Here is a 23802-nt window from a genome sequence, read left to right on the forward strand (position 1 = left end):
CGGCGAATGTTGTCTTCACAGTATAACCAGATTGCTTGGGGTTATATGGTCAAGTGAAGAAGCGCATACGGTGGATGCCTTGGCAGTCAGAGGCGATGAAAGACGTGGTAGCCTGCGAAAAGCTTCGGGGAGTCGGCAAACAGACTTTGATCCGGAGATGTCTGAATGGGGGAACCCAGCCATCATAAGATGGTTATCTTACGCTGAATACATAGGCGTAAGAGGCGAACCAGGGGAACTGAAACATCTAAGTACCCTGAGGAAAAGAAATCAACCGAGATTCCCTTAGTAGTGGCGAGCGAACGGGGACTAGCCCTTAAGTGGCTTTGAGATTAGCGGAACGCTCTGGAAAGTGCGGCCATAGTGGGTGATAGCCCTGTACGCGAAAATCTCTTAGTCATGAAATCGAGTAGGACGGAGCACGAGAAACTTTGTCTGAATATGGGGGGACCATCCTCCAAGGCTAAATACTACTGACTGACCGATAGTGAACTAGTACCGTGAGGGAAAGGCGAAAAGAACCCCGGAGAGGGGAGTGAAATAGATCCTGAAACCGTATGCGTACAAGCAGTGGGAGCCCACTTTGTTGGGTGACTGCGTACCTTTTGTATAATGGGTCAGCGACTTATTTTCAGTGGCGAGCTTAACCGAATAGGGGAGGCGTAGCGAAAGCGAGTCTTAATAGGGCGTCTAGTCGCTGGGAATAGACCCGAAACCGGGCGATCTATCCATGGGCAGGTTGAAGGTTGGGTAACACTAACTGGAGGACCGAACCGACTACCGTTGAAAAGTTAGCGGATGACCTGTGGATCGGAGTGAAAGGCTAATCAAGCTCGGAGATAGCTGGTTCTCCTCGAAAGCTATTTAGGTAGCGCCTCATGTATCACTGTAGGGGGTAGAGCACTGTTTCGGCTAGGGGGTCATCCCGACTTACCAAACCGATGCAAACTCCGAATACCTACAAGTGCCGAGCATGGGAGACACACGGCGGGTGCTAACGTCCGTCGTGAAAAGGGAAACAACCCAGACCGTCAGCTAAGGTCCCAAAGTTATGGTTAAGTGGGAAACGATGTGGGAAGGCTTAGACAGCTAGGAGGTTGGCTTAGAAGCAGCCACCCTTTAAAGAAAGCGTAATAGCTCACTAGTCGAGTCGGCCTGCGCGGAAGATGTAACGGGGCTCAAACCATACACCGAAGCTACGGGTATCACGTAAGTGATGCGGTAGAGGAGCGTTCTGTAAGCCTGTGAAGGTGAGTTGAGAAGCTTGCTGGAGGTATCAGAAGTGCGAATGCTGACATGAGTAACGACAATGGGTGTGAAAAACACCCACGCCGAAAGACCAAGGTTTCCTGCGCAACGTTAATCGACGCAGGGTTAGTCGGTCCCTAAGGCGAGGCTGAAAAGCGTAGTCGATGGAAAACAGGTTAATATTCCTGTACTTCTGGTTATTGCGATGGAGGGACGGAGAAGGCTAGGCCAGCTTGGCGTTGGTTGTCCAAGTTTAAGGTGGTAGGCTGAGATCTTAGGTAAATCCGGGATCTTAAGGCCGAGAGCTGATGACGAGCTAACTTTTAGTTAGCGAAGTGGTTGATGCCATGCTTCCAAGAAAAGCTTCTAAGCTTCAGGTAACCAGGAACCGTACCCCAAACCGACACAGGTGGTTGGGTAGAGAATACCAAGGCGCTTGAGAGAACTCGGGTGAAGGAACTAGGCAAAATGGCACCGTAACTTCGGGAGAAGGTGCGCCGGTGAGGGTGAAGGACTTGCTCCGTAAGCTCATGCCGGTCGAAGATACCAGGCCGCTGCGACTGTTTATTAAAAACACAGCACTCTGCAAACACGAAAGTGGACGTATAGGGTGTGACGCCTGCCCGGTGCCGGAAGGTTAATTGATGGGGTTAGCTAACGCGAAGCTCTTGATCGAAGCCCCGGTAAACGGCGGCCGTAACTATAACGGTCCTAAGGTAGCGAAATTCCTTGTCGGGTAAGTTCCGACCTGCACGAATGGCGTAACGATGGCGGCGCTGTCTCCACCCGAGACTCAGTGAAATTGAAATCGCTGTGAAGATGCAGTGTATCCGCGGCTAGACGGAAAGACCCCGTGAACCTTTACTATAGCTTTGCACTGGACTTTGAATTTGCTTGTGTAGGATAGGTGGGAGGCTTTGAAGCGTGGACGCCAGTCTGCGTGGAGCCAACCTTGAAATACCACCCTGGCAACTTTGAGGTTCTAACTCAGGTCCGTTATCCGGATCGAGGACAGTGTATGGTGGGTAGTTTGACTGGGGCGGTCTCCTCCTAAAGAGTAACGGAGGAGTACGAAGGTGCGCTCAGACCGGTCGGAAATCGGTCGTAGAGTATAAAGGCAAAAGCGCGCTTGACTGCGAGACAGACACGTCGAGCAGGTACGAAAGTAGGTCTTAGTGATCCGGTGGTTCTGTATGGAAGGGCCATCGCTCAACGGATAAAAGGTACTCCGGGGATAACAGGCTGATACCGCCCAAGAGTTCATATCGACGGCGGTGTTTGGCACCTCGATGTCGGCTCATCACATCCTGGGGCTGAAGCCGGTCCCAAGGGTATGGCTGTTCGCCATTTAAAGTGGTACGCGAGCTGGGTTTAGAACGTCGTGAGACAGTTCGGTCCCTATCTGCCGTGGACGTTTGAGATTTGAGAGGGGCTGCTCCTAGTACGAGAGGACCGGAGTGGACGAACCTCTGGTGTTCCGGTTGTCACGCCAGTGGCATTGCCGGGTAGCTATGTTCGGAATAGATAACCGCTGAAAGCATCTAAGCGGGAAACTAGCCTCAAGATGAGATCTCACTGGGACCTTGAGTCCCCTGAAGGGCCGTCGAAGACTACGACGTTGATAGGTTGGGTGTGTAAGCGCTGTGAGGCGTTGAGCTAACCAATACTAATTGCCCGTGAGGCTTGACCATATAACACCCAAGCAATTTGACTACTCGAAAGAGCATCAGATTGCGGTGTGTGAAGACGAGATGAACCGAAAGTTCGACGCTCACAAAACACCGAAAGCTGTCACATACCCAATTTGCTGAAGCGAAGCCATCTGGCTACGACTCAGTACCCGAATTTCTTGACGACCATAGAGCATTGGAACCACCTGATCCCATCCCGAACTCAGTAGTGAAACGATGCATCGCCGATGGTAGTGTGGGGTTTCCCCATGTGAGAGTAGGTCATCGTCAAGATTAAATTCCGAAACCCCTGATTGCTAACGCAATCAGGGGTTTTGTTTTGGGCGGTCGAAAACAACAACTCACTTCGCGTGCAGCCTCTGACGGGGCGCCGTATCAACAACCGTCTGGTTGCTCCAAATCAACAGCGTTGCGGTTAATCCGGACATAGTAATTATCGAACTCGCCGCTTTCGACGAACACAAAACCGTGGCGAGTGTAAAAACGATTGGACGCGCTTTCCTTCAAGGCGCCAACTCTGATCGGGCGCCTGGTCTCATCAGCCTCTCTGAAAATCCGAGCAAGAACCTCGGAGCCGATTCCTGCGCCTTGAGCGCTGGGGACCACATACAAGTGGTCAAGCAGAAGCTCGTCCTGATGGTCTTTGATAACGACGAAACCGACCAGGTCGCCTGCTACTTCTATGCGCCGTGTGCTGCTGGCGTCAAACCCGCCAAGAAATCGTTCACGCGCACGATCGGGGTTAAATCGTCCAAGCCGTTCAAGGCTTTCGCGCATGGCCTCAATTCTGATGGATACCAGAACTTCCAGGTCGTTATTGGAAGCTGCGCATAAAACGACAGCGCAGTTGTGATCGGTGGAGGCAGGCATAACAAGCACCCTAGGCATGGCTGGTTAGCCATCATAGAGAAAAGAGTTCGTATAACCATAAACGCCTGGGCTCGCTGGACGCGATCGCCCCATATCGGCTCAGAGGCTGCTATGGGTGTCTATTACTTAGTGCCTGCCACGCGCCTTATGACTCGCCTGGTGCTTATCCTGCGTCCTTCATTGTGCGGTATGCCTCAACCTGTAAGGCCGATCATGCGCACATCAATGTTGCCATCGGGCAGGGCTTGTTCGGCTTGGCTGAGCGCTTCGCGAATAAACTCACCCGGCAGGCGCGAATTCCGGCAGCTCGCTTCGCGCGAATGTGCAAGGCGCTCAGGGGATGAGGCAAGCATGAAGGTAGGAAGTACCAGGCGCGGGATTGTATTCGCGCCACACGAATACAACGAATAAGGGGATGCAAAGGTAGATGGCCAGGCACAAAAAAACCGCCTCAAGTGGCCGGTTTCTTTGGTGCTGAGAGCCTGGTAGAGACTTTCAGATACTGCTATATGGTGCCAGAGGAAAACGGAAGCAGCTCACTGCCCCCGATATTGCTCTAAAAATAAAGAAATTCGAGTACTGAGAAGGATGGGCAGCGCGTAGCCGGCATCTAATGGCGTTGCGTCATGTTCGGCCAGTAGGTCTGGGATTCTCGCTGGTGTGGTGGAAGCCGGCGATCAAGTAGCGGGCAGCAGCTCGCCGCGACAGTGCGCGGCGGCAGAGTTTGATGGAGATTGGATACCAGCATTGGCCATCAGTGAGATGACTTTCCACCCTTTAGGAGCAGTTCTCTTGCCATCTCCGTTGCCTGCTCACGTGAAGCAGCAAGAAGCAAAGGGTAGCCCCAGAACTTGGCAAACACGACCGCAAATGCCTTGAACCCAAGACGTTTTGCCGAGTTGGGTTCAATCATGATCATTGCCAGCACCCACTTTCGCAATTCAACCTTGTGCTTTTTCATCCAGAGCGCGGTGCGTTTTTTTTCTTCCGGCGAGTGCTCATGGTCTTCGGTAGGTACGGTATCGGTCAAGAATACAAAGGGCTCCCCGCGCTGCAAATTGGCCTCTAATTCGGCGAAGTCTTTTTGATGATCGTGGCCGGGTTCTTGATTAAGGTTCATCCAGACCAAAGGGAACTCAGAACTATTCACCGACATGGCCGTTTCCTTCGTTTTTAATGCAAAACCAGGTGGCCACAATGGCGAACACGCCGGGCAACGTAATGAAGAACACTGCCGAAAAGGCAACGTGCCAACCGTCGCGCAACCCGTCGGAGATTCCCCCGAGGGTATTCAGAGCGACAAGCAGGCTGCCAAAAACCAGGACAACCCACTGAGCCTTACGGGTGCCTATCAGTGCGATAAGCACTGTTAAGATCCAAGAGCCATAGAACGCGGAAAACATCCACAGTACATCGGGCTCAAACGTAATCGCCGGTGTTGCACCGTGCGCTCTGACAAAATCGTTCACGTAAAAAAATAACTGAAAGGTGACAAAAAGTACGGCACCGGCGGCTGTCGTCAACCAGAACAAGGCCACTTTGTTTGTGTTGTTCATGGCCGTGTGTTGGGCGCGGTTTAGGGTAGGCTTAATGGGCATAAGAGCTTTCTCGATAATCAATGAATGTTGTATGTCTGCGATTTACAACGGGAGAAATGTTCGTCTCCGGGAAATCAATACCTATAGTCCAGCGTCACCATCAAGTTGCGTGGTGCGCCATAACCTACAGTGTCAAAATCTCCCTTCTCCAACGCGTACTTCTTGTCGAGTACATTGTTGACGTTGACCGCCGCGGTGATCTGCTTCGTGACGGCGTAGCGCCCCAACACGGATACCAGCGCATAAGAACCTTGTTCCCCGCCCAACGAACTGGTGCCGGTGTTGGGCGCCTCGTAGAAGCGGCTTTGCCATTTAACGCCTGCGCCCAGCGTCAATTTGTTCCACTCTCCCGGCAACTGGTAGGTGTTGAAAAGCTGGGCAGTGGTGCGCGGTATTTGCGAATTCAAGCGCACGCCATCGCCATCTTGTGCCGTGAAATGGGCGATGCCTGAATAGATGTTCCAGCCACGCGCCAGCTCGCCCTGCAAGTCCAGCTCGATCCCCCGCGACTTCGTCCCATCCGAACCCATATAGGCTTGGGCACCACTTGGCGTATAGGTTCCTGCGACCATCTGTGCAGCGTTGTCCAGCTCGGTATGGAACAAGGCCACCGACGCATTCAGACGCCCATCCAGGTAAGCGCCTTTAAGGCCGATTTCCTTGGTTTTTCCCTTTGTCGGCGTGAGCACGTTGCCCTTGCTGTCGCGATAGTCGGTTTGCGGATTGAATATGCCCGTGTAGCTCACGTAGGCCGAATAGGTCTTATCGATGTCGTAGATCAAACCCGCATACGGGGTGAATTCACTGCTTTTCTTGTAGTGCAACGACGAGGCGCCGACGGCGTCGTCGATTTCGTAGTTGCTGAATCGGCCGCCGACAATGAGTTTCAGAGGCTCGGCCAGCGAGAACCGGGCTGCGCTATAGACACCGCTCTGTTTGATCAGGGTGCGGGTCGGTATCGAAGCCATGGCATCGAAGTTGGGGCGGGGAAAGGCCGGGCTCAGTTGATAGACATTGACCGGCGTGAAGCCTGCGTAGAACGGAGCGATAGCTTCCTGGCTGGCGGTGCGGCGCGAACTCGTCGCCCCCACCACCAAGTCATGCTGGCGGCCGAGCAGTTCGAAGGGGCCGCTCGCCATCACATCGAAGGTGTTTTGACGGCTGCTACCTTCGGACGCCAGTGCCACCGGAAGAGCCCCGTTGGGAAAGGAGCCCAGTCCCGTGGCGCGATCGGGGCGGCCGACCAGGCCGAGCAGTTCGGCATCGAATTCCGTGCGGTATTGATTAGCGACGGCCCGGAGATTCCAGCCGTTGTCAAAGCGGTGCTCGACCTCGGCAAACGCGGTCTTAAGGGTGTTGTCCCAATGGCTCCAGTTCTGCGCGTAGTTCTTGGAGCGTGAATACTCGGCCTGCGTGCCGTCGCTGAACCATAGCGGTAAACCTCCCCAGGTGGAGCCCTTCGGCGTGCTGTCCTGGTAGTCATAGCCCAGACTCACCGTCGTGTCGGGTGTCAGATCTGCCTCGATGATGCCGTAGAACGCCTTCCTCTGCGGTTTGTAGCCATCAATGTACGAGTCTCCTTCCTGGGACGTCCCGACCATGCGGGCGCGGATACGGCCATCCTCGGTCAACGGAATCGATACGTCGGCCATTTCCCGGTGGGTATCCCAGCTCCCTGCACCGAGCGAGGCGGAGGCCGAGAAGTCGCGGGTCGGTCGTTTGCGCACCAGGTTGACGGCGGCCGAGGGATTGCCGGTGCCGGTCAGCAAGCCAGAGGCGCCGCGCACGACCTCGACACGATCGTAGAACGCGGTATCCAGGGAGCTGATCCCGCTCCCGCTGACGATGTCGCCGGCGACGGTGGGTATGCCATCGTACTGAACGTTGTTGATCAAGAAACCACGCGAATAGAAACTCGTCCGTTCGCTGTCGGATTGGTACGACGAGACGCCCGTGGTGTTATCCAGCACGCTCTGCACCGAGTTCAGTTGCTGGTCGTCCATGCGTTGGCGGGTGATCACCGTCACCGACTGCGGTGTTTCCCGTAGCGAAAGTGGCAGGTGCGTCGCCACCGATGTCTGGCCCGTAGTGTAGGAACCAGTACCTTCGGTGGTCGCCGTATCCATAGGCCCCGTTACGGTGATGGCCGGCAAGGCTATCTCCTCTTGAGGCTTTCCACCGGCCTTGGTCTGAATCTGCCCTGGCTCGGCCGCGAATGCGCCCTGCGCACTAATGAGAACTGCCGCCGCGACTGCCGAGCCCAGCACGTTGCGGGGCGCGCTCCTGATTGCGCCCTTGTACGGCCCAACCAGATGAGGATAGCCAGTGGGCTGTGCGCGCATATCAAGTGGCCAACGGAACTTCCCAACAGTTGCGATGATGAACATCAACAATACTCATTTGTATTTGGATGTTGCATTTAACAATAGAGGCAGCTGGGAGTGATGGCGAAACTAGGCCATATTATTATTCAGTTAGGCCAATTGTGATGTCATGCAGGTGCCCGGATGGTTTTCGCTGAAGTCCTGGCCTTGCACGAACACTTGCAGATGCTGGTATTGGAGAAAGGCTTTGCTCTCGATGAGGAGCCGGCCTTCACCCCTATCACAACGTTGCGAAATGTCAGCAACTTCGCAAGGAAGGACTACAGGCGACGGTGGGCGGCCGCTGGTCCCGAACCAAGATAATCTGGTGCATCAGGGGGAGATTTCATTGGGGAGCATGATGCCGGGCACGGAAGCGAGCTCTGCGCCGCTGATGCGATCCGATAGGTATCGTGCCGGAGGTTTGCCCACGGCCTTGCGGAACATGGTTATGAAACCGCTGGCGTTTTCGTACCCCAGCTCAAATGCTACCGTTTGCACGCTTTCGCCGTTGGTCAAACGTTGAAGTGCAAGGATCACATGCAGCTGCCGACGCCAGCCCCCAAAGCTCATTCCAATTTCATGCAGCAAAAGACGGCTCATGCTTCGCTCGCTCATGCCAATTCGAGTAGCCCACTCGGCCTTCGATGTCTTGTCCGCGGGGGCCGCCAGCATCATTTCCACGAGGCGGCGCAAGCGGGGATCACGCGGCATGGGCAGATGCAAGTCTTCCACCGGTGCCGCCACCAACTCATCGAGCAACGCGGCAATCAACCGGTCTTCTCGTCCACCCTGCGCGTATAACTCAGGAAACCCGGCCACCTTCAGTAGCAACTCGCGTAGCAATGGCGACACCGAAATCGTGCAACAGTTTTTCGGAAGGTCCGGTGCTGCGTCTGGCTCAACGAACAGGCAATAGCATTGCGTTTCACCCGCCCCCCGCGCCGCGTGTGGCAAATCTCCCGGTATCCATATGGCGCACTGCGGCGGCACGATCCAGACACCGTCTTCAATTTCGCAGTTGAGAATGCCGCGTAGGGAGTAGATCAGCTGCGCTTTGCGGTGCTGATGCCTCGCATTTTCCCAGTCCTTTGTCACCGATGTGGCACTTAATGCCACAACGGGGCGCGAGACGCTGTCGACGTCCCAATGCACTGTTAGATCGGAGATTGCGATGCTGGACATGTTGTCTCGTAGAGCCTCGGATGGAAGATGAGGCTCTGGCCTAATCGGAAAATACTATGACCAACCTGCTCGATAACGTCTAGCCATTCCTTACGCCGGGGGCCTGGCTACTCCTGGAGGGGGGAGGCCGATTTTCTTGGCGACGGACAACCCGTTCCGAGGTCCTCGCACGCTGGATCTTGTTCCACCAATGTCTGAGTCTAATAGCGGGCTCCAGCGGCAAGTTCATCCTGAGCCGCAGTTTGAGTAAGCGCGGAGACTCAGAAGCGCGGCGCCTTCTGCATAACGCCGCACTGGCTGCAAGCCGGACGGAAGCCTGGAAAGGGTTTTATCAAGCGCAACGGGAGCTGGGATATAGCACAACACAGGTGCTGGTAATGCTGGCTCGCAAGCTTGCTCGGGTGGTATTTGCCTTGCTGAAAGGGCAAACCGAATATCAGCCAAAGGTTGGTTGAGGGTTGCCCCTCAACCATAGGATCTCCCACAGGGGGCATTGGTGAGCCGTGATCAGGGTGCCATTCACTTTTCTACAGACGAAAAAAAAGACCTTGAAATTCAAGGTCTTTCTTTAAGATGGTGCCCCGAGGGAGACTCGAACTCCCACTCCTTTCGAAAACGGATTTTGAATCCGCCGCGTCTACCAATTCCGCCATCAGGGCTCAATGGCGGCGAAGTATAGAGATGAGATTGCCGTTGGTCAATCACGTTTCATGGTCTATTTTCACTATTTCCGCTAGACTTCCCGGCCCTGCTAGACGAACCCCATCATGCGCGTTGCTGACTTTACTTTTGAGCTCCCTGATTCGCTGATCGCTCGCCACCCTTTGGCCGAGCGTCGCGCCAGTCGACTGCTGACCCTGGACGGGGTGAGCGGTGCCCTTGCACACCGTCAATTCACTGATTTGCTTGAGCATTTACGCCCAGGCGATTTGATGGTGTTTAACAATACCCGGGTGATTCCGGCACGGCTGTTTGGCCAGAAAGCGTCCGGCGGCAAGCTGGAAATTCTGGTGGAACGGGTGCTGGACAGCCATCGCGTGCTGGCCCATGTGCGTTCCAGCAAGTCGCCGAAACCCGGCTCGAGCATCCTCATCGATGGCGGTGGCGAAGCCGAGATGGTTGCGCGCCATGATGCGTTGTTCGAGCTCAAGTTTGCCGAAGAAGTGTTGCCGCTCTTGGAGCGTGTCGGCCATATGCCGCTGCCTCCTTATATCGACCGCCCCGACGAAGACGCGGACCGCGAGCGCTACCAGACGGTGTACTCCCAGCGCCTCGGCGCCGTGGCCGCGCCAACGGCCGGCCTGCATTTCGACCAGCCGCTGCTGGATGCGATTGCCGCCAAGGGTGTTGAAAGCGCTTATGTGACCCTGCACGTGGGGGCCGGCACGTTTCAGCCGGTGCGTGTGGATAACATCGAAGACCACCATATGCACAGCGAGTGGCTGGAAGTCAGCCAGGACGTCGTGGATGCGGTGGCGGCGTGCAAGGCGCGCGGCGGTCGTGTTGTGGCGGTGGGCACCACCAGCGTGCGCTCGTTGGAGAGTGCCGCGCGCGATGGTGTGCTCAAACCGTTCAGTGGCGATACCGATATCTTTATTTTTCCGGGCCGGCCGTTCCATGTGGTCGATTGCCTGGTGACCAATTTTCATTTGCCGGAATCCACGCTGTTGATGCTGGTGTCGGCCTTCGCGGGTTATCCCGAAACAATGGCGGCGTATAAAGCCGCCATCGATAATGGGTACCGTTTTTTCAGCTACGGTGATGCGATGTTTATCACCCGTAACCCTGCGCCGACTGCTCCTAAAGAAGCGGGCCATGAGGAGCAACTATGAGTCGTATGTCGTTTGAATTGTTGGCCACCGATGGCAAGGCTCGTCGTGGTCGCCTCACGTTCCCGCGTGGCACCGTCGAAACCCCGGCCTTCATGCCTGTGGGCACTTACGGCACGGTAAAAGGCATGCTGCCGCGTGACATCGTCTCCACTGGCGCCGAGATCATCCTGGGCAACACCTTCCACCTGTGGCTGCGCCCGGGCACGGAAGTGATCAAGAAGCATGGCGACCTGCATGACTTCATGAAGTGGCAAGGCCCGATCCTCACCGACTCCGGTGGTTTCCAGGTGTTCAGCCTGGGTGCCATGCGCAAGATCAAGGAAGAGGGCGTGACGTTCGCCTCGCCGGTGGACGGCTCCAAAGTGTTCATGGGCCCTGAAGAGTCGATGCAGGTGCAGCGCGATCTTGGCTCCGACATCGTGATGATTTTTGACGAGTGCACGCCGTACCCTGCGGATGAAGACGTGGCGCGCATCTCCATGGAGTTGTCGTTGCGTTGGGCTCAGCGCTCGAAAAACGCCCACGGCGATAACACCGCTGCGCTGTTCGGTATCGTCCAGGGCGGCATGCACGAAAGCCTGCGCAAGCGCTCGCTGGAAGGCCTCGACAAGATCGGCTTTGACGGCCTGGCTATCGGCGGTCTGTCGGTGGGTGAGCCCAAGCACGAGATGATCAAGGTGCTGGATTACCTGCCGGGCCTGATGCCCGCTGACAAACCTCGTTACCTTATGGGCGTTGGCAAACCGGAAGATCTCGTAGAGGGTGTGCGCCGCGGTGTGGACATGTTCGATTGCGTGATGCCAACCCGTAATGCCCGCAATGGGCATCTGTTCATCGATACAGGCGTGCTGAAGATCCGTAACGCGTTCCATCGCCATGATGATTCGCCGCTCGATCCCACCTGTGACTGCTACACCTGCCAGAACTTCTCGCGTGCTTATCTGCACCATCTGGACAAGTGCGGGGAAATGCTGGGTAGCATGTTGAATACCATCCACAATTTGCGTCACTACCAAGTCCTGATGGCTGGTTTGCGCGAGGCTATTCAACAGGGTACATTGGCCGCCTTCGTCGATGCCTTCTATGCCAAGCGCGGGCTCCCTGTGCCGCCCTTGGACTGAGTTTTCCGACCCTAAGATTCACTATTTGCAACTGGAGTGCTAAATGAGCTTTTTTATCTCTAATGCCATGGCTGACGCCGCTGCGCCTGCCGCTGCCGGCCCTATGGGCGGCGGTTTCGAGTGGATTTTCCTGGTCGGCTTCCTGGTCATCTTCTACCTGATGATCTGGCGTCCACAGGCCAAGCGCGCCAAAGAGCAGAAAAACCTGCTGGGCAGCCTGCAGAAAGGCGACGAAGTGGTGACCACTGGCGGTATCGCCGGCAAGATCACCAAGGTTTCCGATGCTTTCGTGGTTCTGGAAGTCTCCGACACCGTAGAAATGAAGTTCCAGAAGGGCGCCATCGCCGCCACGCTGCCAAAAGGCACGCTCAAAGCGATCTAAGTAACAACCTTTACCAATCGACGGGGCGCGCAAGGCGCCCCGCGTTATAAGCGGGCGGCGTGATGCTGAACAAATACCCTCTGTGGAAATACGTACTGATCCTGGCGGTGCTGGCGATCGGTTTTATTTATTCCGCTCCCAATCTTTATCCTGATGACCCTGCGATCCAGATCACTGGCGCCAGCACTACGCTGCAGGTCAATCAGGCTGACTTGGACCGTGCGAGCAAAGCGCTCACCGACGCCGGTATTCAGGTAAAAGCGGCAACCCTGGCGTCTGATGCGAAAGGCGGTTTGTTGCGCCTGACCAAGGCTGAAGACCAATTGCCGGCCAAAGACGTCGTGCGCAAGGCCATGGGTGATGACTACGTAGTCGCGCTCAACCTGGCACAGACCACGCCGAAATGGCTGCGCAGCATTGGCGCGCACCCGATGAAGCTGGGTCTGGACTTGTCCGGTGGTGTGCACTTCCTGCTGGAAGTCGACATGGACAAAGCCCTCGACGCACGCCTGAAAGTCTACGAAGGCGACGTGAAGAGCCTGCTGCGCAAAGAGAAGGTGCGTTATCGCAGCCTGCCGCAGCTCAACGGTGCCATCCAGCTGGGCTTCTCTGATGAAGCGACCCGCGAACAGGCCCGTGCCCTGGTGCGCAAGAACTTCAATGATTTCGACATCGTGCCGGCTGACCTGAATGGCCAACCTGTACTGCGTCTGGCGATGACCCCGGCCAAGATCGCGGAAATCCGCGAATACTCCATCAAGCAGAACTTGACCACGGTCCGTAACCGCGTCAACGAGCTGGGTGTGGCTGAGCCGATCGTGCAGCGTCAAGGTGCCAACCGCATCGTGGTTGAACTGCCAGGCGTACAAGATACCGCTGAAGCCAAGCGTATCCTGGGTAAAACTGCCAACCTGGAATTCCGTCTGGCGGCTGAGCCGGGTGCGACTCGCGCGACTGCCGAAGAATTCGAGTTCCGCGAAGGCAACCGTCCTCCAGCGCTGATTGAGCGTGGCTTGATCATCACCGGTGATCAGGTGACTGACGCCAAGGCGGGTTTCGATTCGCAGCACGGTACTCCGGAAGTGAACATCCGTCTGGATGGCCATGGCGGTGACCTGATGAGCCGCGCCACGCGCAGCAACGTCGGTCGCAGCATGGCGGTGATCTTCATCGAGCAACGCCCGGTCACCACCTACACCAAACAAATGGTCGACGGTGTCGAGAAAGACGTGCCGGTGCAGACCTTCAAGGAAGAGAAGAAGATCATCAGCCTGGCGACCATCCAGTCGCCGTTGGGTGCTCAATTCCGCATCACCGGCCTGAATGGCCAGGGCGAGTCGTCCGAGCTGGCACTGCTGCTGCGTGCGGGTGGCCTGGCGGCGCCGATGTACTTCGCTGAAGAACGCACCATCGGCCCGAGCCTGGGTGCCGACAACATCACCAAGGGTGTCGACGCAGCCTTGTGGGGCATGCTGTTCGTGTCCCTGTTCATCATCGCCATCTACCGCTTCTTCGGCGTCATCGCCACCGTAGCCCTGGCGGGCAACATGGTGATGCTGCTGGCACTGATGTCGCTGCTGGGCGCAACGCTGACCCTGCCAGGTATCGCCGGTATTGTACTCACCATGGGTATGGCGGTAGACGCCAACGTACTGATCTTCTCGCGGATTCGTGAAGAGATCGCTGCGGGCATGACCGTACAGCGTGCAATCAACGAAGGCTTCGGCCGGGCATTTACCGCGATTCTCGACTCCAACCTGACCACTCTGCTGGTCGGTGGGATTCTCTTTGCCATGGGCACCGGCCCCGTCAAAGGTTTTGCGGTGACCATGTCCCTCGGTATCTTTACCTCGATGTTCACGGCCATCATGGTGACCCGCGCAATGGTCAACCTGATCTTTGGCGGACGTGACTTCAAGAAGTTGTGGATTTAAGGGGCTGCCATGTTACGTACAATCAACTTCATGGGCGTTCGCAACATTGCGTTCGGCGCCACAGTGCTCCTTACCGTTCTGGCGTTGTTCAGCTGGTTCCATAAGGGCCTGAACTACGGTCTGGACTTCACCGGCGGTACGCTCATCGAGCTGACCTACGAGAAGCCGGCCGACGTTACCCTGGTGCGCAGCGAGCTGGTCAAGGCCGGCTATCACGAAGCCATCGTGCAGAGCTTTGGTGCTACCACCGACCTGCTGGTGCGTATGCCGGGCGAAGACCCGCAGTTGGGTCATCAGGTAGCCGAAGCCTTGCAGAAGGTCGGCGGTGACAACCCGGCGTCGGTCAAGCGTGTCGAGTTCGTAGGCCCGCAGGTGGGTGAAGAGCTGCGCGACCAGGGCGGCCTCGGCATGCTGATGGCGTTGGCCGGCATCATGGTCTACCTGGCGTTCCGCTTTCAGTGGAAGTTCGGCGTCGGCGCGATTGTGTCGCTGATCCACGACGTTATCGTCACCGTGGGTATCCTGGCGTACTTCCAGATCACCTTCGACCTGACGGTGTTGGCGGCGGTGCTGGCGATCATTGGTTACTCGCTCAACGACACCATCGTGGTATTCGACCGGGTTCGTGAGAACTTCCGCGTACTGCGCAAGGCCACGCTGATCGAGAACATCAACATCTCCACCACCCAGACCCTGTTGCGGACCATGGCGACGTCGATCTCCACCTTGCTGGCGATTGCTGCGCTGATGATCTTCGGTGGCGATAACCTGTGGGGCTTCTCCCTGGCGCTGTTCATCGGCGTTCTGGCGGGCACCTACTCGTCGATCTACATCGCCAACGTGGTGCTGATCTGGCTGAACCTCAACAGCGAAGACTTGATCCCGCCTGCCGCTACCGGCAAGGAGGTCGACGACCGTCCTTGATGGGCGTTCGTTGATACGCTGTTACAAATAAGGCACGAGTATTGAACTCGTGCCTTTTTTTTTGCTCCAAGGCTGGGTATAGCGCGGACGTTTCGGTCCGCTTGTGATGGTCAGGAGGTTCACGTGAACAAGTCGTTACTGGTTGGTGCGGTATTGGGTGCTGTCGGTGTGACTGCCGGGGGTGCTGTTGCCACCTACAGCCTGGTAAAAAGCGGCCCTGAGTATGCGCAAGTGCTGGCAGTGCAGCCGGTGAAAACCCAGATCAAAACCCCTCGTGAGGTCTGCAAGGACGTCACCGTGACCCGGCAGAAGCCGGTGCAGGATCAGCATCAAATCGTCGGCACCGTGGTCGGTGCGCTGGCCGGTGGCCTGTTGGGCAACCAGGTCGGTGGCGGTAACGGCAAGAAGCTGGCGACTGTAGCCGGTGCGGTTGGTGGCGGTTACGCCGGTAACAAGGTGCAGGAAGGTATGCAGAATCGCGATACCTATACCACCACGCAGCAGCGTTGCAGCACCGTCAATGACATCAGTGACAAGGTGGTCGGCTATGACGTGCGCTACAACCTGGACGGTAAGGAAGGTTCCGTGCGTATGGACCGTGATCCGGGCGGCCAGATTCCAGTGGATAAGGAAGGTCGTCTGATCCTGGGCCAAAACCAGCAATAAGGCTGAGATCAATCCAAGTGTGGGAGCAGGCAAGCCAGCTCCCAAATTGGATTGTGTTTGCTGCTGAGATATGAAATCCAAAGTATAAAAAAAGCACCCCTTGGGGTGCTTTTTTGTGCTCGCTCGCTTAACGCTTCAGCGAAGCCGGCAGGTGCGGCTGGATCGCCGTCAGTACTGCCTTGAAGCATTTGGTGTTGCCGGCAACTACGTGGCCTTTCTCCAGGAAATCGTGACCACCGGTGAAGTCGCTCACCAGGCCGCCAGCTTCCTGGATCAGCAGGGCGCCTGCAGCCATGTCCCACTCGGACAGACCCGACTCCCAGAACGCATCAAAACGACCGGCGGCAACGTACGCCAGGTCCAGGCTGGCAGCACCGGCGCGGCGGATGCCGGCGGTCTGGCCAACCAGGGCGCGGAACATGCCCAGGTAGTTTTCCAGGTTGTCCATCTGGTCGTCACGGAACGGGAAGCCAGTGCCCAGCAGGGCGCCGTCCAGGCTGGTACGGCCGCTGACGCGCAGGCGACGACCGTTCAGTTGGGCGCCACGGCCACGGCTGGCGGTGAATTCTTCCTGGCGAACCGGGTCGAGTACGACGGCGTGTTCCAGGCGGCCACGGTATTTGCAGGCGATGCTGACTGCAAAGTGTGGGATGCCGCGCAGGAAGTTGGTGGTGCCGTCCAGTGGGTCGATGATCCACAGGTAGTCTTCGCCTTCGCCGCTGCCTTTGTGCAAGCCGGTTTCTTCACCGAGGATGCCGTGGGTAGGGTAGGCCTTGCGCAGCGCGTCGATGATTTTTTGCTCAGCGGCGCGATCCACCTCGGATACATAATCCTTGGCGTCTTTTTCGTCGACCTTGATGGTATCCAGGCGCTCGATGGAGCGGAAGATCAATTCACTGGCGCTGCGGGCGGCGCGCAGCGCGATATTCAGCATGGGCTGCATGGATGTGTCACCTAAGGTTGTTAAAGAAAGCCGGGCATTCTAGCAGAAACTTTCTTCAGGTGAAGGACGACGTTAGCTTTCATGGCATAACCTTAGGCTGTTCTGTAAGATTTGCTCCCCTTTCCTGTGTCCGAGAGCGCCTCCCTTGCTGCAAAACATCCGTGTCGTCCTCGTCAATACCAGTCATCCCGGCAACATCGGCGGGGTGGCGCGAGCCATGAAAAACATGGGGCTGACGCGCCTGGTGCTGGTCGAGCCGCGTGTGTTCCCGCACCACGAGGCCGATGCCCGCGCATCCGGCGCCAATGACATCCTTGAAAAAGCCCAGGTCGTCGCCACCTTGGAAGACGCCTTGGTCGGCTGCAACCTGGTGCTCGGCACCAGCGCCCGCGACCGTCGAATCCCCTGGCCATTGCTGGACCCGCGTGAGTGCGGCACCAAGGTGGTAGAAGAGGCCGCTGGTGGTGCAGAAATCGCCTTGGTGTTTGGTCGTGAAGATTCCGGCCTGACCAACGAAGAACTGCAGCGATGTCATTATCACGTGCACATTCCATCAGACCCTGAGTTCAGCTCGCTGAACCTCGGGGCAGCGGTGCAGGTGTTGAGTTACGAAGTGCGCATGGCCTGGTTGGCTGCTGAAGGCCAGCCGAGCAAGGTCGAGAAGGATGAAGTCGCATCGACCAAGAGTGGCGAGTTGGCCACCATGGACGAATTGGAGCGATTCTATGAGCACCTGGAGCAAACCCTGGTCGCCATCGAATTCCTCGACCCGGAAAAGCCCCGGCACTTGATGGCACGCCTGCGTCGCTTGTACGGCCGTAGCTCGGTCAGTCGGGCAGAAATGAACATATTGCGTGGCATCCTCACGGAAACCCAGAAAGCGGCCCGTGGTGAGCTTCTTAAGCGGAAGGATTAAAAATGTTCGAGCGTTTGCGAGAAGATATCCAGAGTGTTTTCCACCGTGACCCGGCGGCGCGCAACGCCTTTGAAGTGCTGACCTGCTACCCGGGCATGCATGCGATCTGGATTCACCGCCTGTCCGGAGTTTTGTGGGGCATGGGCTGGAAATGGCTGGCGCGGCTGGTGTCGAACTTTGGGCGCTGGTTGACCGGAATCGAGATTCACCCAGGCGCCAAGGTCGGTCGTCGCTTCTTTATCGACCATGGCATGGGCATCGTGATTGGCGAAACCGCCGAAATCGGTGATGACGTGACGCTGTATCAGGGCGTGACCCTGGGCGGCACGACCTGGAATAAAGGCAAGCGTCACCCGACACTGGGCGATGGCGTCGTGGTAGGGGCGGGCGCCAAGGTGCTTGGACCGTTCACCGTCGGCGCCGGTGCCAAGGTGGGCTCCAATGCGGTGGTGACCAAGGCCGTGCCGCCTGGCGCGACGGTGGTGGGCATTCCCGGCCGGATCATCATTAAGCCGCAGGTCGGCGACGAGCAGGAGGCCAAGCGTAAAGCCATGGCCGAGAAGATCGGATTTGATGCCTACGGCGTCAGCGAAGACATGCCCGACCCGGTGGCGCGTGCCATTGGCCAACTGCTCGATCACTTGCAAGCTGTGGATGGCAAGCTGGACGGTATGTGCGGCGCGCTCAAAGAGCTGGGCAGCAATTACTGTGCAAAAGATCTGCCTGAGCTGCGCGAGGAAGACTTCGCCGAGATCAAGGTTGAAGCTGGCACCACCAAGGCTGGCTAAATCTTAAGCTCGATAAAACCTCCTGTGGGAGCTGGCTTGCCTGCGATAGCGGTCTGCCAGCTCACTTAGAGGGTGCTGACCCATCGCTGTCGCACGCAAGCCAGCTCCCACATTTGGCCTCCATGGGTCTTGAGATTGAGTCGTGGCCCGGTTCCCGCTGTTCGTCCCCACCCCACCCTGCTATGATTTGCGCGCCCTTTTTACGGCTAATCCTGACTAAAGTACTAGGTCTTATAGTTGACTTAAATACTCGGGAATCGCATACTTGCCCCCATTCTGAAACACCTTGGTACTTGTCCATGAGACTGACTACAAAAGGCCGATACGCGGTGACCGCCATGCTTGACCTGGCCTTGCACGCGCAAACTGGGCCGGTGTCCCTGGCCGATATCTCCGAGCGCCAAGGCATTTCCCTGTCCTATCTCGAGCAACTGTTCGCCAAATTGCGCCGCAGCAACTTGGTTTCCAGTGTGCGTGGGCCGGGTGGCGGCTATCAATTGTCCCGCGATATGCAGGGCATCCAGGTAGCTCAGGTGATCGACGCGGTGAACGAATCCGTCGATGCCACCAAATGCCAGGGTTTGGGTGACTGCCACGCCGGCGACACCTGCCTGACGCACCACTTGTGGTGTGACTTGAGCCTGCAGATCCATGAGTTTTTGAGTGGTATCAGCTTGGCTGATCTTGTGACTCGCCGTGAGGTACAAGAAGTAGCCCAGCGTCAGGACCAGCGCCGTTGCAACACCAAGGCGCCGCGTCTGGACAAGATTGAAGCGTCCGCCGTCGAGTGACAGCCGAAGAGCTAACGGCACGCCAGCCAGCCTGATTTAGGAGAAAGTCCATGAAATTGCCGATTTACCTTGATTACTCAGCGACCACCCCGGTTGATCCGCGTGTCGCGCAAAAGATGAGCGAGTGCCTGCTGGTTGACGGAAACTTCGGCAACCCAGCCTCCCGTTCCCACGTATTCGGCTGGAAAGCCGAGGAAGCGGTCGAGAACGCTCGTCGCCAAGTCGCCGACCTGGTGGGCGCCGACCCACGGGAAATCGTCTGGACCTCCGGTGCTACCGAATCCGACAACCTGGCAATCAAGGGCGCGGCGCATTTCTACGCGACCAAAGGCAAGCACCTGATCACCACCAAGATTGAGCACAAGGCTGTCCTCGACACCATGCGCCAACTGGAGCGTGAAGGTTTCGAGGTCACCTACCTTGAGCCAACCACCGACGGTATCGTCACCCCGGCCATGATCGAAGCGGCCCTGCGTGAAGACACCATCCTGGTTTCCGTGATCCACGTGAACAACGAAATCGGCACCATCAACGACATCGCAGCCATTGGCGAGCTGACGCGCTCCAAAGGCATTCTGCTGCACGTCGACGCTGCTCAGTCCACCGGCAAGGTCGATATCGACCTGTCCAAGCTGAAAGTCGACCTGATGTCGTTCTCTGCCCACAAGACCTACGGCCCTAAAGGCATCGGCGCGCTGTACGTGAGCCGCAAACCTCGCGTGCGCATCGAAGCGACCATGCACGGCGGCGGTCACGAGCGCGGCATGCGTTCGGGCACCCTGGCCACTCACCAGATCGTCGGCATGGGCGAAGCCTTCCGTGTAGCCAAGGAAGACATGGCTGCCGAAAACATTCGTATCAAGGCCCTGAGCGATCGCTTCTACAAGCAGGTCGAGAACCTTGAAGAGCTGTACATCAATGGCAGCATGACCGCCCGTGTACCGCACAACCTGAACTTGAGCTTCAACTACGTCGAAGGCGAGTCGCTGATCATGGCGCTCAAGGACCTGGCGGTTTCGTCCGGTTCGGCCTGCACCTCGGCGTCCCTTGAGCCTTCGTACGTTCTGCGCGCCCTGGGCCGCAACGACGAACTGGCACACAGCTCGATCCGCTTTACCTTCGGCCGCTTCACCACCGAAGAGCAAATCGACTACGCCGCGCAGAAAGTCTGCGAAGCCGTCAACAAGCTGCGCGTTCTTTCGCCGCTGTGGGACATGTACAAAGACGGTGTCGATATCTCCAAGATCGAGTGGGCGGCACACTAAATATAGAAGCCGCCACCCAAGCTCTGTAAGAACGTGGCGGAAAACGCAGGCGTTTTTACAGGGTTCCAGAGCGGCCCTGATGAGTGAGGATTCAGTACCATGGCTTACAGCGAAAAGGTCATCGACCACTACGAAAACCCCCGCAACGTCGGCAAGATGAACGCGGAAGACCCTGATGTCGGCACCGGCATGGTCGGCGCTCCGGCGTGCGGCGATGTGATGCGCCTGCAGATCAAGGTCAACGACGCTGGCGTTATCGAAGACGCCAAGTTCAAGACTTACGGCTGCGGTTCCGCCATTGCCTCCAGCTCCCTCGCTACCGAGTGGATGAAAGGCAAGACCCTGGATGAGGCTGTCACCATCAGCAACACCCAGCTGGCCGAAGAACTGGCGCTGCCACCGGTGAAAATTCACTGCTCCGTACTCGCAGAAGACGCCATCAAGGCGGCCGTTCGCGACTACAAGCAGAAGAAAGGCTTGATCTAAGCATTTGGCGACGAGTAAGGAGTCAACGATGGCTATCAGCATGACAGAAGCGGCTGCGCAGCACATTCGCCGCTCCCTGAATGGGCGCGGTAAAGGTGAGGGGATTCGTCTGGGTGTTCGCACCACGGGCTGTTCCGGCCTTGCCTACGTGCTGGAGTTTGTCGACGAGGTGGTTGAGGAAGACCAGGTGTTCGAAAGTCACGGCGAGAAGGTGATCATCGACCCTAAAAGCCTGACTTACCTTGACGGCACCGAACTCGATTTCGTCAAGGAAGGGTTGAACGAAGGTTTCAAGTTCAACAACCCCAACGTGCGCGGTGAATGTGGCTGCGGCGAAAGCTTCAACATCTGAGGCTATTCGTGGGTATTCCTTGTCATTTCGCTTTATTCGAGCTGCAGCCGAGCTTTCGGCTGGACCTTGAGCAGCTTGCCACGCGCTACCGAGAGTTGGCGCGTGCGGTGCATCCGGACCGCTTTGCTGACGCTTCCGAGCGTGAGCAGCGCCTGGCGCTTGAGCAGTCGGCCAGCCTCAACGAAGCCTATCAGACGCTGAAAAACCCGCCCAAACGCGCGCGCTACCTGCTCGCGTTGAACGGTGGTGAGTTGCCGATCGAAGTCACGGTGCACGATCCGGACTTCCTGATGCAGCAGATGCAGTGGCGCGAAGAACTCGAAGACTTGCAGGACGAGGCTGATATAGCCGGTGTCGCGGTCTTCAAGCGTCGTCTGAAAACGGCCCAGGATGAGCTCAACGAAAGCTTCGCAGCCTGTTGGGATGATGCGGCGCAACGTGAACAGGCCGAACGCCTGATGCGGCGCATGCAGTTCCTCGACAAGCTCACCTACGAAGTGCGCCAGCTAGAAGAGCGCCTCGACGATTAACCCAGTGCTGCCCGTGATGCACGCCTGATAGACAGATAAGACCTGATTACCATGGCCCTACTGCAAATCGCCGAACCCGGCCAAAGCCCTCAACCGCACCAGCGTCGCCTGGCGGTCGGGATTGACCTGGGCACCACCAATTCCCTGGTTGCTGCCTTGCGCAGCGGCCTGTCCGAGCCGTTGCCCGACGCTAATGGCCAGGTGATCCTGCCCTCCGCTGTGCGTTATCACGCTGATCGCACTGAAGTCGGTGAGTCGGCCAAGTTGGCGGCGTCCAGTGACCCGTTGAATACCGTGCTGTCGGTTAAACGCTTGATGGGCCGCGGTCTGTCCGAAGTCAAGCAATTGGGCGACCAGCTGCCGTACCGCTTCGTTGGCGGCGAATCCCATATGCCGTTCATCGACACCGTCCAGGGCCCGAAAAGCCCGGTGGAAGTGTCGGCGGATATCCTCAAGGTGCTGCGTCAGCGCGCAGAAAATACCCTGGGCGGCGAACTGGTCGGCGCAGTGATCACCGTTCCTGCCTATTTCGACGACGCACAGCGTCAAGCCACGAAGGACGCCGCGAAGCTGGCGGGTCTGAACGTGTTGCGCTTGCTCAATGAGCCGACCGCAGCGGCGGTGGCCTATGGACTGGATCAGCACGCTGAAGGCCTCGTGGCAATTTATGACCTGGGCGGCGGCACCTTTGATATTTCGATCCTGCGCCTGACCGGCGGTGTGTTTGAAGTGCTGGCTACCGGTGGCGACAGCGCCCTGGGTGGCGATGACTTTGACCATGCCATTGCCGGCTGGATCATCACCAGCGCCGGCTTGTCGGCTGACCTGGACCCGGGCGCGCAGCGTAATCTGCTGCAAACCGCCTGCGCGGCCAAGGAAGCACTGACTGACGCTGATTCTGTTGAAGTTTCCTACGGCAGCTGGTCCGCTCAACTGACTCGCGAAGCCTTTGATGCGTTGATCGAACCGATGGTCGCTCGCAGCCTCAAGGCGTGCCGTCGGGCTGTACGTGATTCCGGTATCGAGCTGGAAGACGTGGCCGCTGTGGTCATGGTCGGCGGATCGACGCGCGTCCCACGCGTTCGCGAAGCGGTTGCCGAAGCGTTCGGCCGCCAGCCACTGACGGAAATCGACCCGGATCAAGTAGTCGCCATCGGCGCCGCTATTCAGGCCGACACCCTGGCCGGTAATAAACGCGATGGTGGCGAACTGCTGCTGCTCGACGTGATCCCGCTGTCCCTGGGGCTGGAAACCATGGGCGGCCTGATGGAGAAGGTGATTCCACGCAACACCACCATCCCCGTCGCGCGCGCCCAGGATTTCACCACGTACAAAGATGGCCAGACGGCCATGATGATTCATGTGCTGCAAGGCGAGCGCGAACTGATCAGCGACTGCCGCTCCCTGGCGCGCTTTGAACTGCGCGGCATCCCGGCGATGGTGGCCGGTGCGGCGAAAATTCGCGTGACCTTCCAGGTCGACGCCGATGGCCTGCTCAGCGTGGCAGCACGTGAATTGGCCTCGGGCGTTGAAGCCAGCATTCAGGTCAAGCCGTCCTACGGCCTCACCGACGGCGAAATCGCCAAGATGCTCAAGGATTCGTTCCAATATGCCGGTGACGACAAGGTCGCCCGCGTGCTGCGCGAGCAGCAAGTCGATGCCCAGCGCCTGCTCGAAGCCGTGCAGGGCGCCCTGGAAGCCGACGGCGAGCGTCTGTTGGATGCTGAAGAGCGCATGGTTATCGACCTGCAAATGCAGGAATTGGCCGAATTGATGAAAGGCAACGATGGTTACGCCATCGAGCAGCAGACCAAGCGCCTGTCGCAAGTGACTGATGCCTTTGCCGCCCGCCGCATGGATCAGACGGTGAAAGCCGCACTGGCCGGGCGCAACCTGAATGAAATCGAGGAATAATTA

At 57.5% G+C, this 23802-nt stretch carries 22 protein-coding genes, 1 tRNA gene and 2 rRNA genes; 17 read left to right on the top strand and 8 right to left on the bottom strand.

Annotated elements, in window-relative coordinates; all coding sequences use genetic code 11:
- Positions 1-47: 47 nt before the first annotated feature.
- Positions 48-2939 (top strand): 23S ribosomal RNA (locus BFP92_RS16630).
- A 157-nt stretch (positions 2940-3096) separates the two neighbouring features.
- Positions 3097-3212 (top strand): 5S ribosomal RNA (gene rrf, locus BFP92_RS16635).
- Positions 3213-3314: 102 nt separating this feature from the next.
- Here rrf and BFP92_RS30500 read toward each other — a convergent pair.
- From BFP92_RS30500 to BFP92_RS16665, 6 genes are all read right to left on the bottom strand, one after another.
- Positions 3315-3809, bottom strand: a complete 495-nt coding sequence (locus BFP92_RS30500) for a GNAT family N-acetyltransferase (RefSeq protein ID WP_074854533.1) — start codon at positions 3807-3809, stop codon at positions 3315-3317.
- Positions 3810-4003: 194 nt separating this feature from the next.
- Positions 4004-4162, bottom strand: a complete 159-nt coding sequence (locus BFP92_RS31745) for a hypothetical protein (RefSeq protein ID WP_167365891.1) — start codon at positions 4160-4162, stop codon at positions 4004-4006.
- Between the two features lie 401 nt (positions 4163-4563).
- Positions 4564-4965 (bottom strand): hypothetical protein, encoded by a 402-nt coding sequence (locus BFP92_RS16645; protein ID WP_065930344.1) that lies wholly within the window; start codon positions 4963-4965, stop codon positions 4564-4566.
- Positions 4952-5365 (bottom strand): hypothetical protein, encoded by a 414-nt coding sequence (locus BFP92_RS16650; protein ID WP_239694278.1) that lies wholly within the window; start codon positions 5363-5365, stop codon positions 4952-4954. Before BFP92_RS16650 ends, BFP92_RS16645 begins: the two co-directional genes overlap by 14 nt.
- Before the next feature lie 116 nt (positions 5366-5481).
- Positions 5482-7794: a TonB-dependent siderophore receptor gene (locus BFP92_RS16655; protein WP_239694279.1), complete on the bottom strand. Its 2313-nt coding sequence runs from the start codon at positions 7792-7794 to the stop codon at positions 5482-5484.
- A 309-nt stretch (positions 7795-8103) separates the two neighbouring features.
- Positions 8104-8955 carry an AraC family transcriptional regulator gene (locus BFP92_RS16665; RefSeq protein ID WP_065930347.1) on the bottom strand — a complete coding sequence of 284 codons (852 nt, stop codon included), beginning with the start codon at positions 8953-8955 and terminating at the stop codon, positions 8104-8106.
- 113 nt (positions 8956-9068) lie between these two features.
- On the opposite strand from BFP92_RS16665, the gene BFP92_RS32300 reads away from it, so the two are divergent.
- Positions 9069-9410, top strand: coding sequence for a transposase (locus tag BFP92_RS32300; RefSeq protein ID WP_256122269.1), 342 nt, complete (start codon positions 9069-9071; stop codon positions 9408-9410).
- A 119-nt stretch (positions 9411-9529) separates the two neighbouring features.
- Here the strand turns inward: BFP92_RS32300 and BFP92_RS16670 are convergent.
- Positions 9530-9614 (bottom strand) — tRNA-Leu (locus BFP92_RS16670).
- Between the two features lie 108 nt (positions 9615-9722).
- On the opposite strand from BFP92_RS16670, the gene queA reads away from it, so the two are divergent.
- From queA to BFP92_RS16700, 6 genes are all read left to right on the top strand, one after another.
- On the top strand, positions 9723-10787 hold the full coding sequence (gene queA / locus BFP92_RS16675; protein WP_065930348.1) for a tRNA preQ1(34) S-adenosylmethionine ribosyltransferase-isomerase QueA: 1065 nt from the start codon (positions 9723-9725) through the stop codon (positions 10785-10787).
- Between the two features lie 5 nt (positions 10788-10792).
- Positions 10793-11908, top strand: a complete 1116-nt coding sequence (gene tgt / locus BFP92_RS16680) for a tRNA guanosine(34) transglycosylase Tgt (protein WP_170875848.1) — start codon at positions 10793-10795, stop codon at positions 11906-11908.
- A gap of 43 nt (positions 11909-11951) precedes the next feature.
- Complete coding sequence (gene yajC, locus BFP92_RS16685) at positions 11952-12290, top strand: preprotein translocase subunit YajC (protein WP_003175975.1); 339 nt, start codon at positions 11952-11954, stop codon at positions 12288-12290.
- Between the two features lie 62 nt (positions 12291-12352).
- Positions 12353-14224, top strand: a complete 1872-nt coding sequence (secD, locus tag BFP92_RS16690; protein ID WP_065930350.1) for a protein translocase subunit SecD — start codon at positions 12353-12355, stop codon at positions 14222-14224.
- Between the two features lie 9 nt (positions 14225-14233).
- Positions 14234-15148 (top strand): protein translocase subunit SecF, encoded by a 915-nt coding sequence (secF, locus tag BFP92_RS16695; RefSeq protein ID WP_056858739.1) that lies wholly within the window; start codon positions 14234-14236, stop codon positions 15146-15148.
- Between the two features lie 123 nt (positions 15149-15271).
- Positions 15272-15814 (top strand): glycine zipper 2TM domain-containing protein, encoded by a 543-nt coding sequence (locus BFP92_RS16700; protein WP_017135941.1) that lies wholly within the window; start codon positions 15272-15274, stop codon positions 15812-15814.
- Between the two features lie 127 nt (positions 15815-15941).
- Here BFP92_RS16700 and suhB read toward each other — a convergent pair whose 3' ends face one another.
- Positions 15942-16757 carry a type III secretion system regulator SuhB gene (suhB, locus tag BFP92_RS16705; RefSeq protein ID WP_003175971.1) on the bottom strand — a complete coding sequence of 272 codons (816 nt, stop codon included), beginning with the start codon at positions 16755-16757 and terminating at the stop codon, positions 15942-15944.
- A 145-nt stretch (positions 16758-16902) separates the two neighbouring features.
- Here suhB and trmJ point away from each other — a divergent pair, with 145 nt between their 5' ends.
- From trmJ to hscA, 8 genes are all read left to right on the top strand, one after another.
- A complete protein-coding gene (trmJ, locus tag BFP92_RS16710) occupies positions 16903-17673 on the top strand; it encodes a tRNA (cytosine(32)/uridine(32)-2'-O)-methyltransferase TrmJ (protein ID WP_003210307.1) in 771 nt (256 codons plus the stop codon).
- Between the two features lie 2 nt (positions 17674-17675).
- Complete coding sequence (gene cysE / locus BFP92_RS16715; RefSeq protein WP_065930351.1) at positions 17676-18461, top strand: serine O-acetyltransferase; 786 nt, start codon at positions 17676-17678, stop codon at positions 18459-18461.
- A gap of 299 nt (positions 18462-18760) precedes the next feature.
- Complete coding sequence (gene iscR, locus BFP92_RS16720) at positions 18761-19252, top strand: Fe-S cluster assembly transcriptional regulator IscR (protein WP_003194020.1); 492 nt, start codon at positions 18761-18763, stop codon at positions 19250-19252.
- A 50-nt stretch (positions 19253-19302) separates the two neighbouring features.
- On the top strand, positions 19303-20517 hold the full coding sequence (locus BFP92_RS16725) for an IscS subfamily cysteine desulfurase (RefSeq protein ID WP_065930352.1): 1215 nt from the start codon (positions 19303-19305) through the stop codon (positions 20515-20517).
- A gap of 99 nt (positions 20518-20616) precedes the next feature.
- Positions 20617-21003, top strand: coding sequence for a Fe-S cluster assembly scaffold IscU (iscU, locus tag BFP92_RS16730; RefSeq protein ID WP_003175965.1), 387 nt, complete (start codon positions 20617-20619; stop codon positions 21001-21003).
- Between the two features lie 28 nt (positions 21004-21031).
- Complete coding sequence (iscA, locus tag BFP92_RS16735) at positions 21032-21355, top strand: iron-sulfur cluster assembly protein IscA (RefSeq protein WP_003209680.1); 324 nt, start codon at positions 21032-21034, stop codon at positions 21353-21355.
- An 8-nt stretch (positions 21356-21363) separates the two neighbouring features.
- On the top strand, positions 21364-21885 hold the full coding sequence (gene hscB / locus BFP92_RS16740) for a co-chaperone HscB (RefSeq protein ID WP_065930353.1): 522 nt from the start codon (positions 21364-21366) through the stop codon (positions 21883-21885).
- Positions 21886-21936: 51 nt separating this feature from the next.
- Complete coding sequence (gene hscA / locus BFP92_RS16745) at positions 21937-23799, top strand: Fe-S protein assembly chaperone HscA (protein ID WP_065930354.1); 1863 nt, start codon at positions 21937-21939, stop codon at positions 23797-23799.
- Positions 23800-23802: the final 3 nt, after the last annotated feature.

Source organism: Pseudomonas sp. 58 R 3 (assembly GCF_900006605.1).
GTDB classification, from domain to species: domain Bacteria; phylum Pseudomonadota; class Gammaproteobacteria; order Pseudomonadales; family Pseudomonadaceae; genus Aquipseudomonas; species Aquipseudomonas salomonii.

Coding starts and splice junctions, on each gene's coding strand:
- iscA (WP_003209680.1), top strand. CDS start 21,032: ATGGCTATCAGCATGACAGAAGCGGCTGCGCAGCACATTCGCCGCTCC.
- secF (WP_056858739.1), top strand. CDS start 14,234: ATGTTACGTACAATCAACTTCATGGGCGTTCGCAACATTGCGTTCGGC.
- secD (WP_065930350.1), top strand. CDS start 12,353: ATGCTGAACAAATACCCTCTGTGGAAATACGTACTGATCCTGGCGGTG.
- iscU (WP_003175965.1), top strand. CDS start 20,617: ATGGCTTACAGCGAAAAGGTCATCGACCACTACGAAAACCCCCGCAAC.
- BFP92_RS16655 (WP_239694279.1), bottom strand. CDS start 7,794: ATGTTCATCATCGCAACTGTTGGGAAGTTCCGTTGGCCACTTGATATG.
- hscA (WP_065930354.1), top strand. CDS start 21,937: ATGGCCCTACTGCAAATCGCCGAACCCGGCCAAAGCCCTCAACCGCAC.
- BFP92_RS16650 (WP_239694278.1), bottom strand. CDS start 5,365: ATGAACAACACAAACAAAGTGGCCTTGTTCTGGTTGACGACAGCCGCC.
- queA (WP_065930348.1), top strand. CDS start 9,723: ATGCGCGTTGCTGACTTTACTTTTGAGCTCCCTGATTCGCTGATCGCT.
- yajC (WP_003175975.1), top strand. CDS start 11,952: ATGAGCTTTTTTATCTCTAATGCCATGGCTGACGCCGCTGCGCCTGCC.
- BFP92_RS16665 (WP_065930347.1), bottom strand. CDS start 8,955: ATGTCCAGCATCGCAATCTCCGATCTAACAGTGCATTGGGACGTCGAC.
- iscR (WP_003194020.1), top strand. CDS start 18,761: ATGAGACTGACTACAAAAGGCCGATACGCGGTGACCGCCATGCTTGAC.
- BFP92_RS16645 (WP_065930344.1), bottom strand. CDS start 4,965: ATGTCGGTGAATAGTTCTGAGTTCCCTTTGGTCTGGATGAACCTTAAT.
- cysE (WP_065930351.1), top strand. CDS start 17,676: ATGTTCGAGCGTTTGCGAGAAGATATCCAGAGTGTTTTCCACCGTGAC.
- BFP92_RS31745 (WP_167365891.1), bottom strand. CDS start 4,162: ATGCTTGCCTCATCCCCTGAGCGCCTTGCACATTCGCGCGAAGCGAGC.
- BFP92_RS16725 (WP_065930352.1), top strand. CDS start 19,303: ATGAAATTGCCGATTTACCTTGATTACTCAGCGACCACCCCGGTTGAT.
- tgt (WP_170875848.1), top strand. CDS start 10,793: ATGTCGTTTGAATTGTTGGCCACCGATGGCAAGGCTCGTCGTGGTCGC.
- BFP92_RS30500 (WP_074854533.1), bottom strand. CDS start 3,809: ATGCCTGCCTCCACCGATCACAACTGCGCTGTCGTTTTATGCGCAGCT.
- suhB (WP_003175971.1), bottom strand. CDS start 16,757: ATGCAGCCCATGCTGAATATCGCGCTGCGCGCCGCCCGCAGCGCCAGT.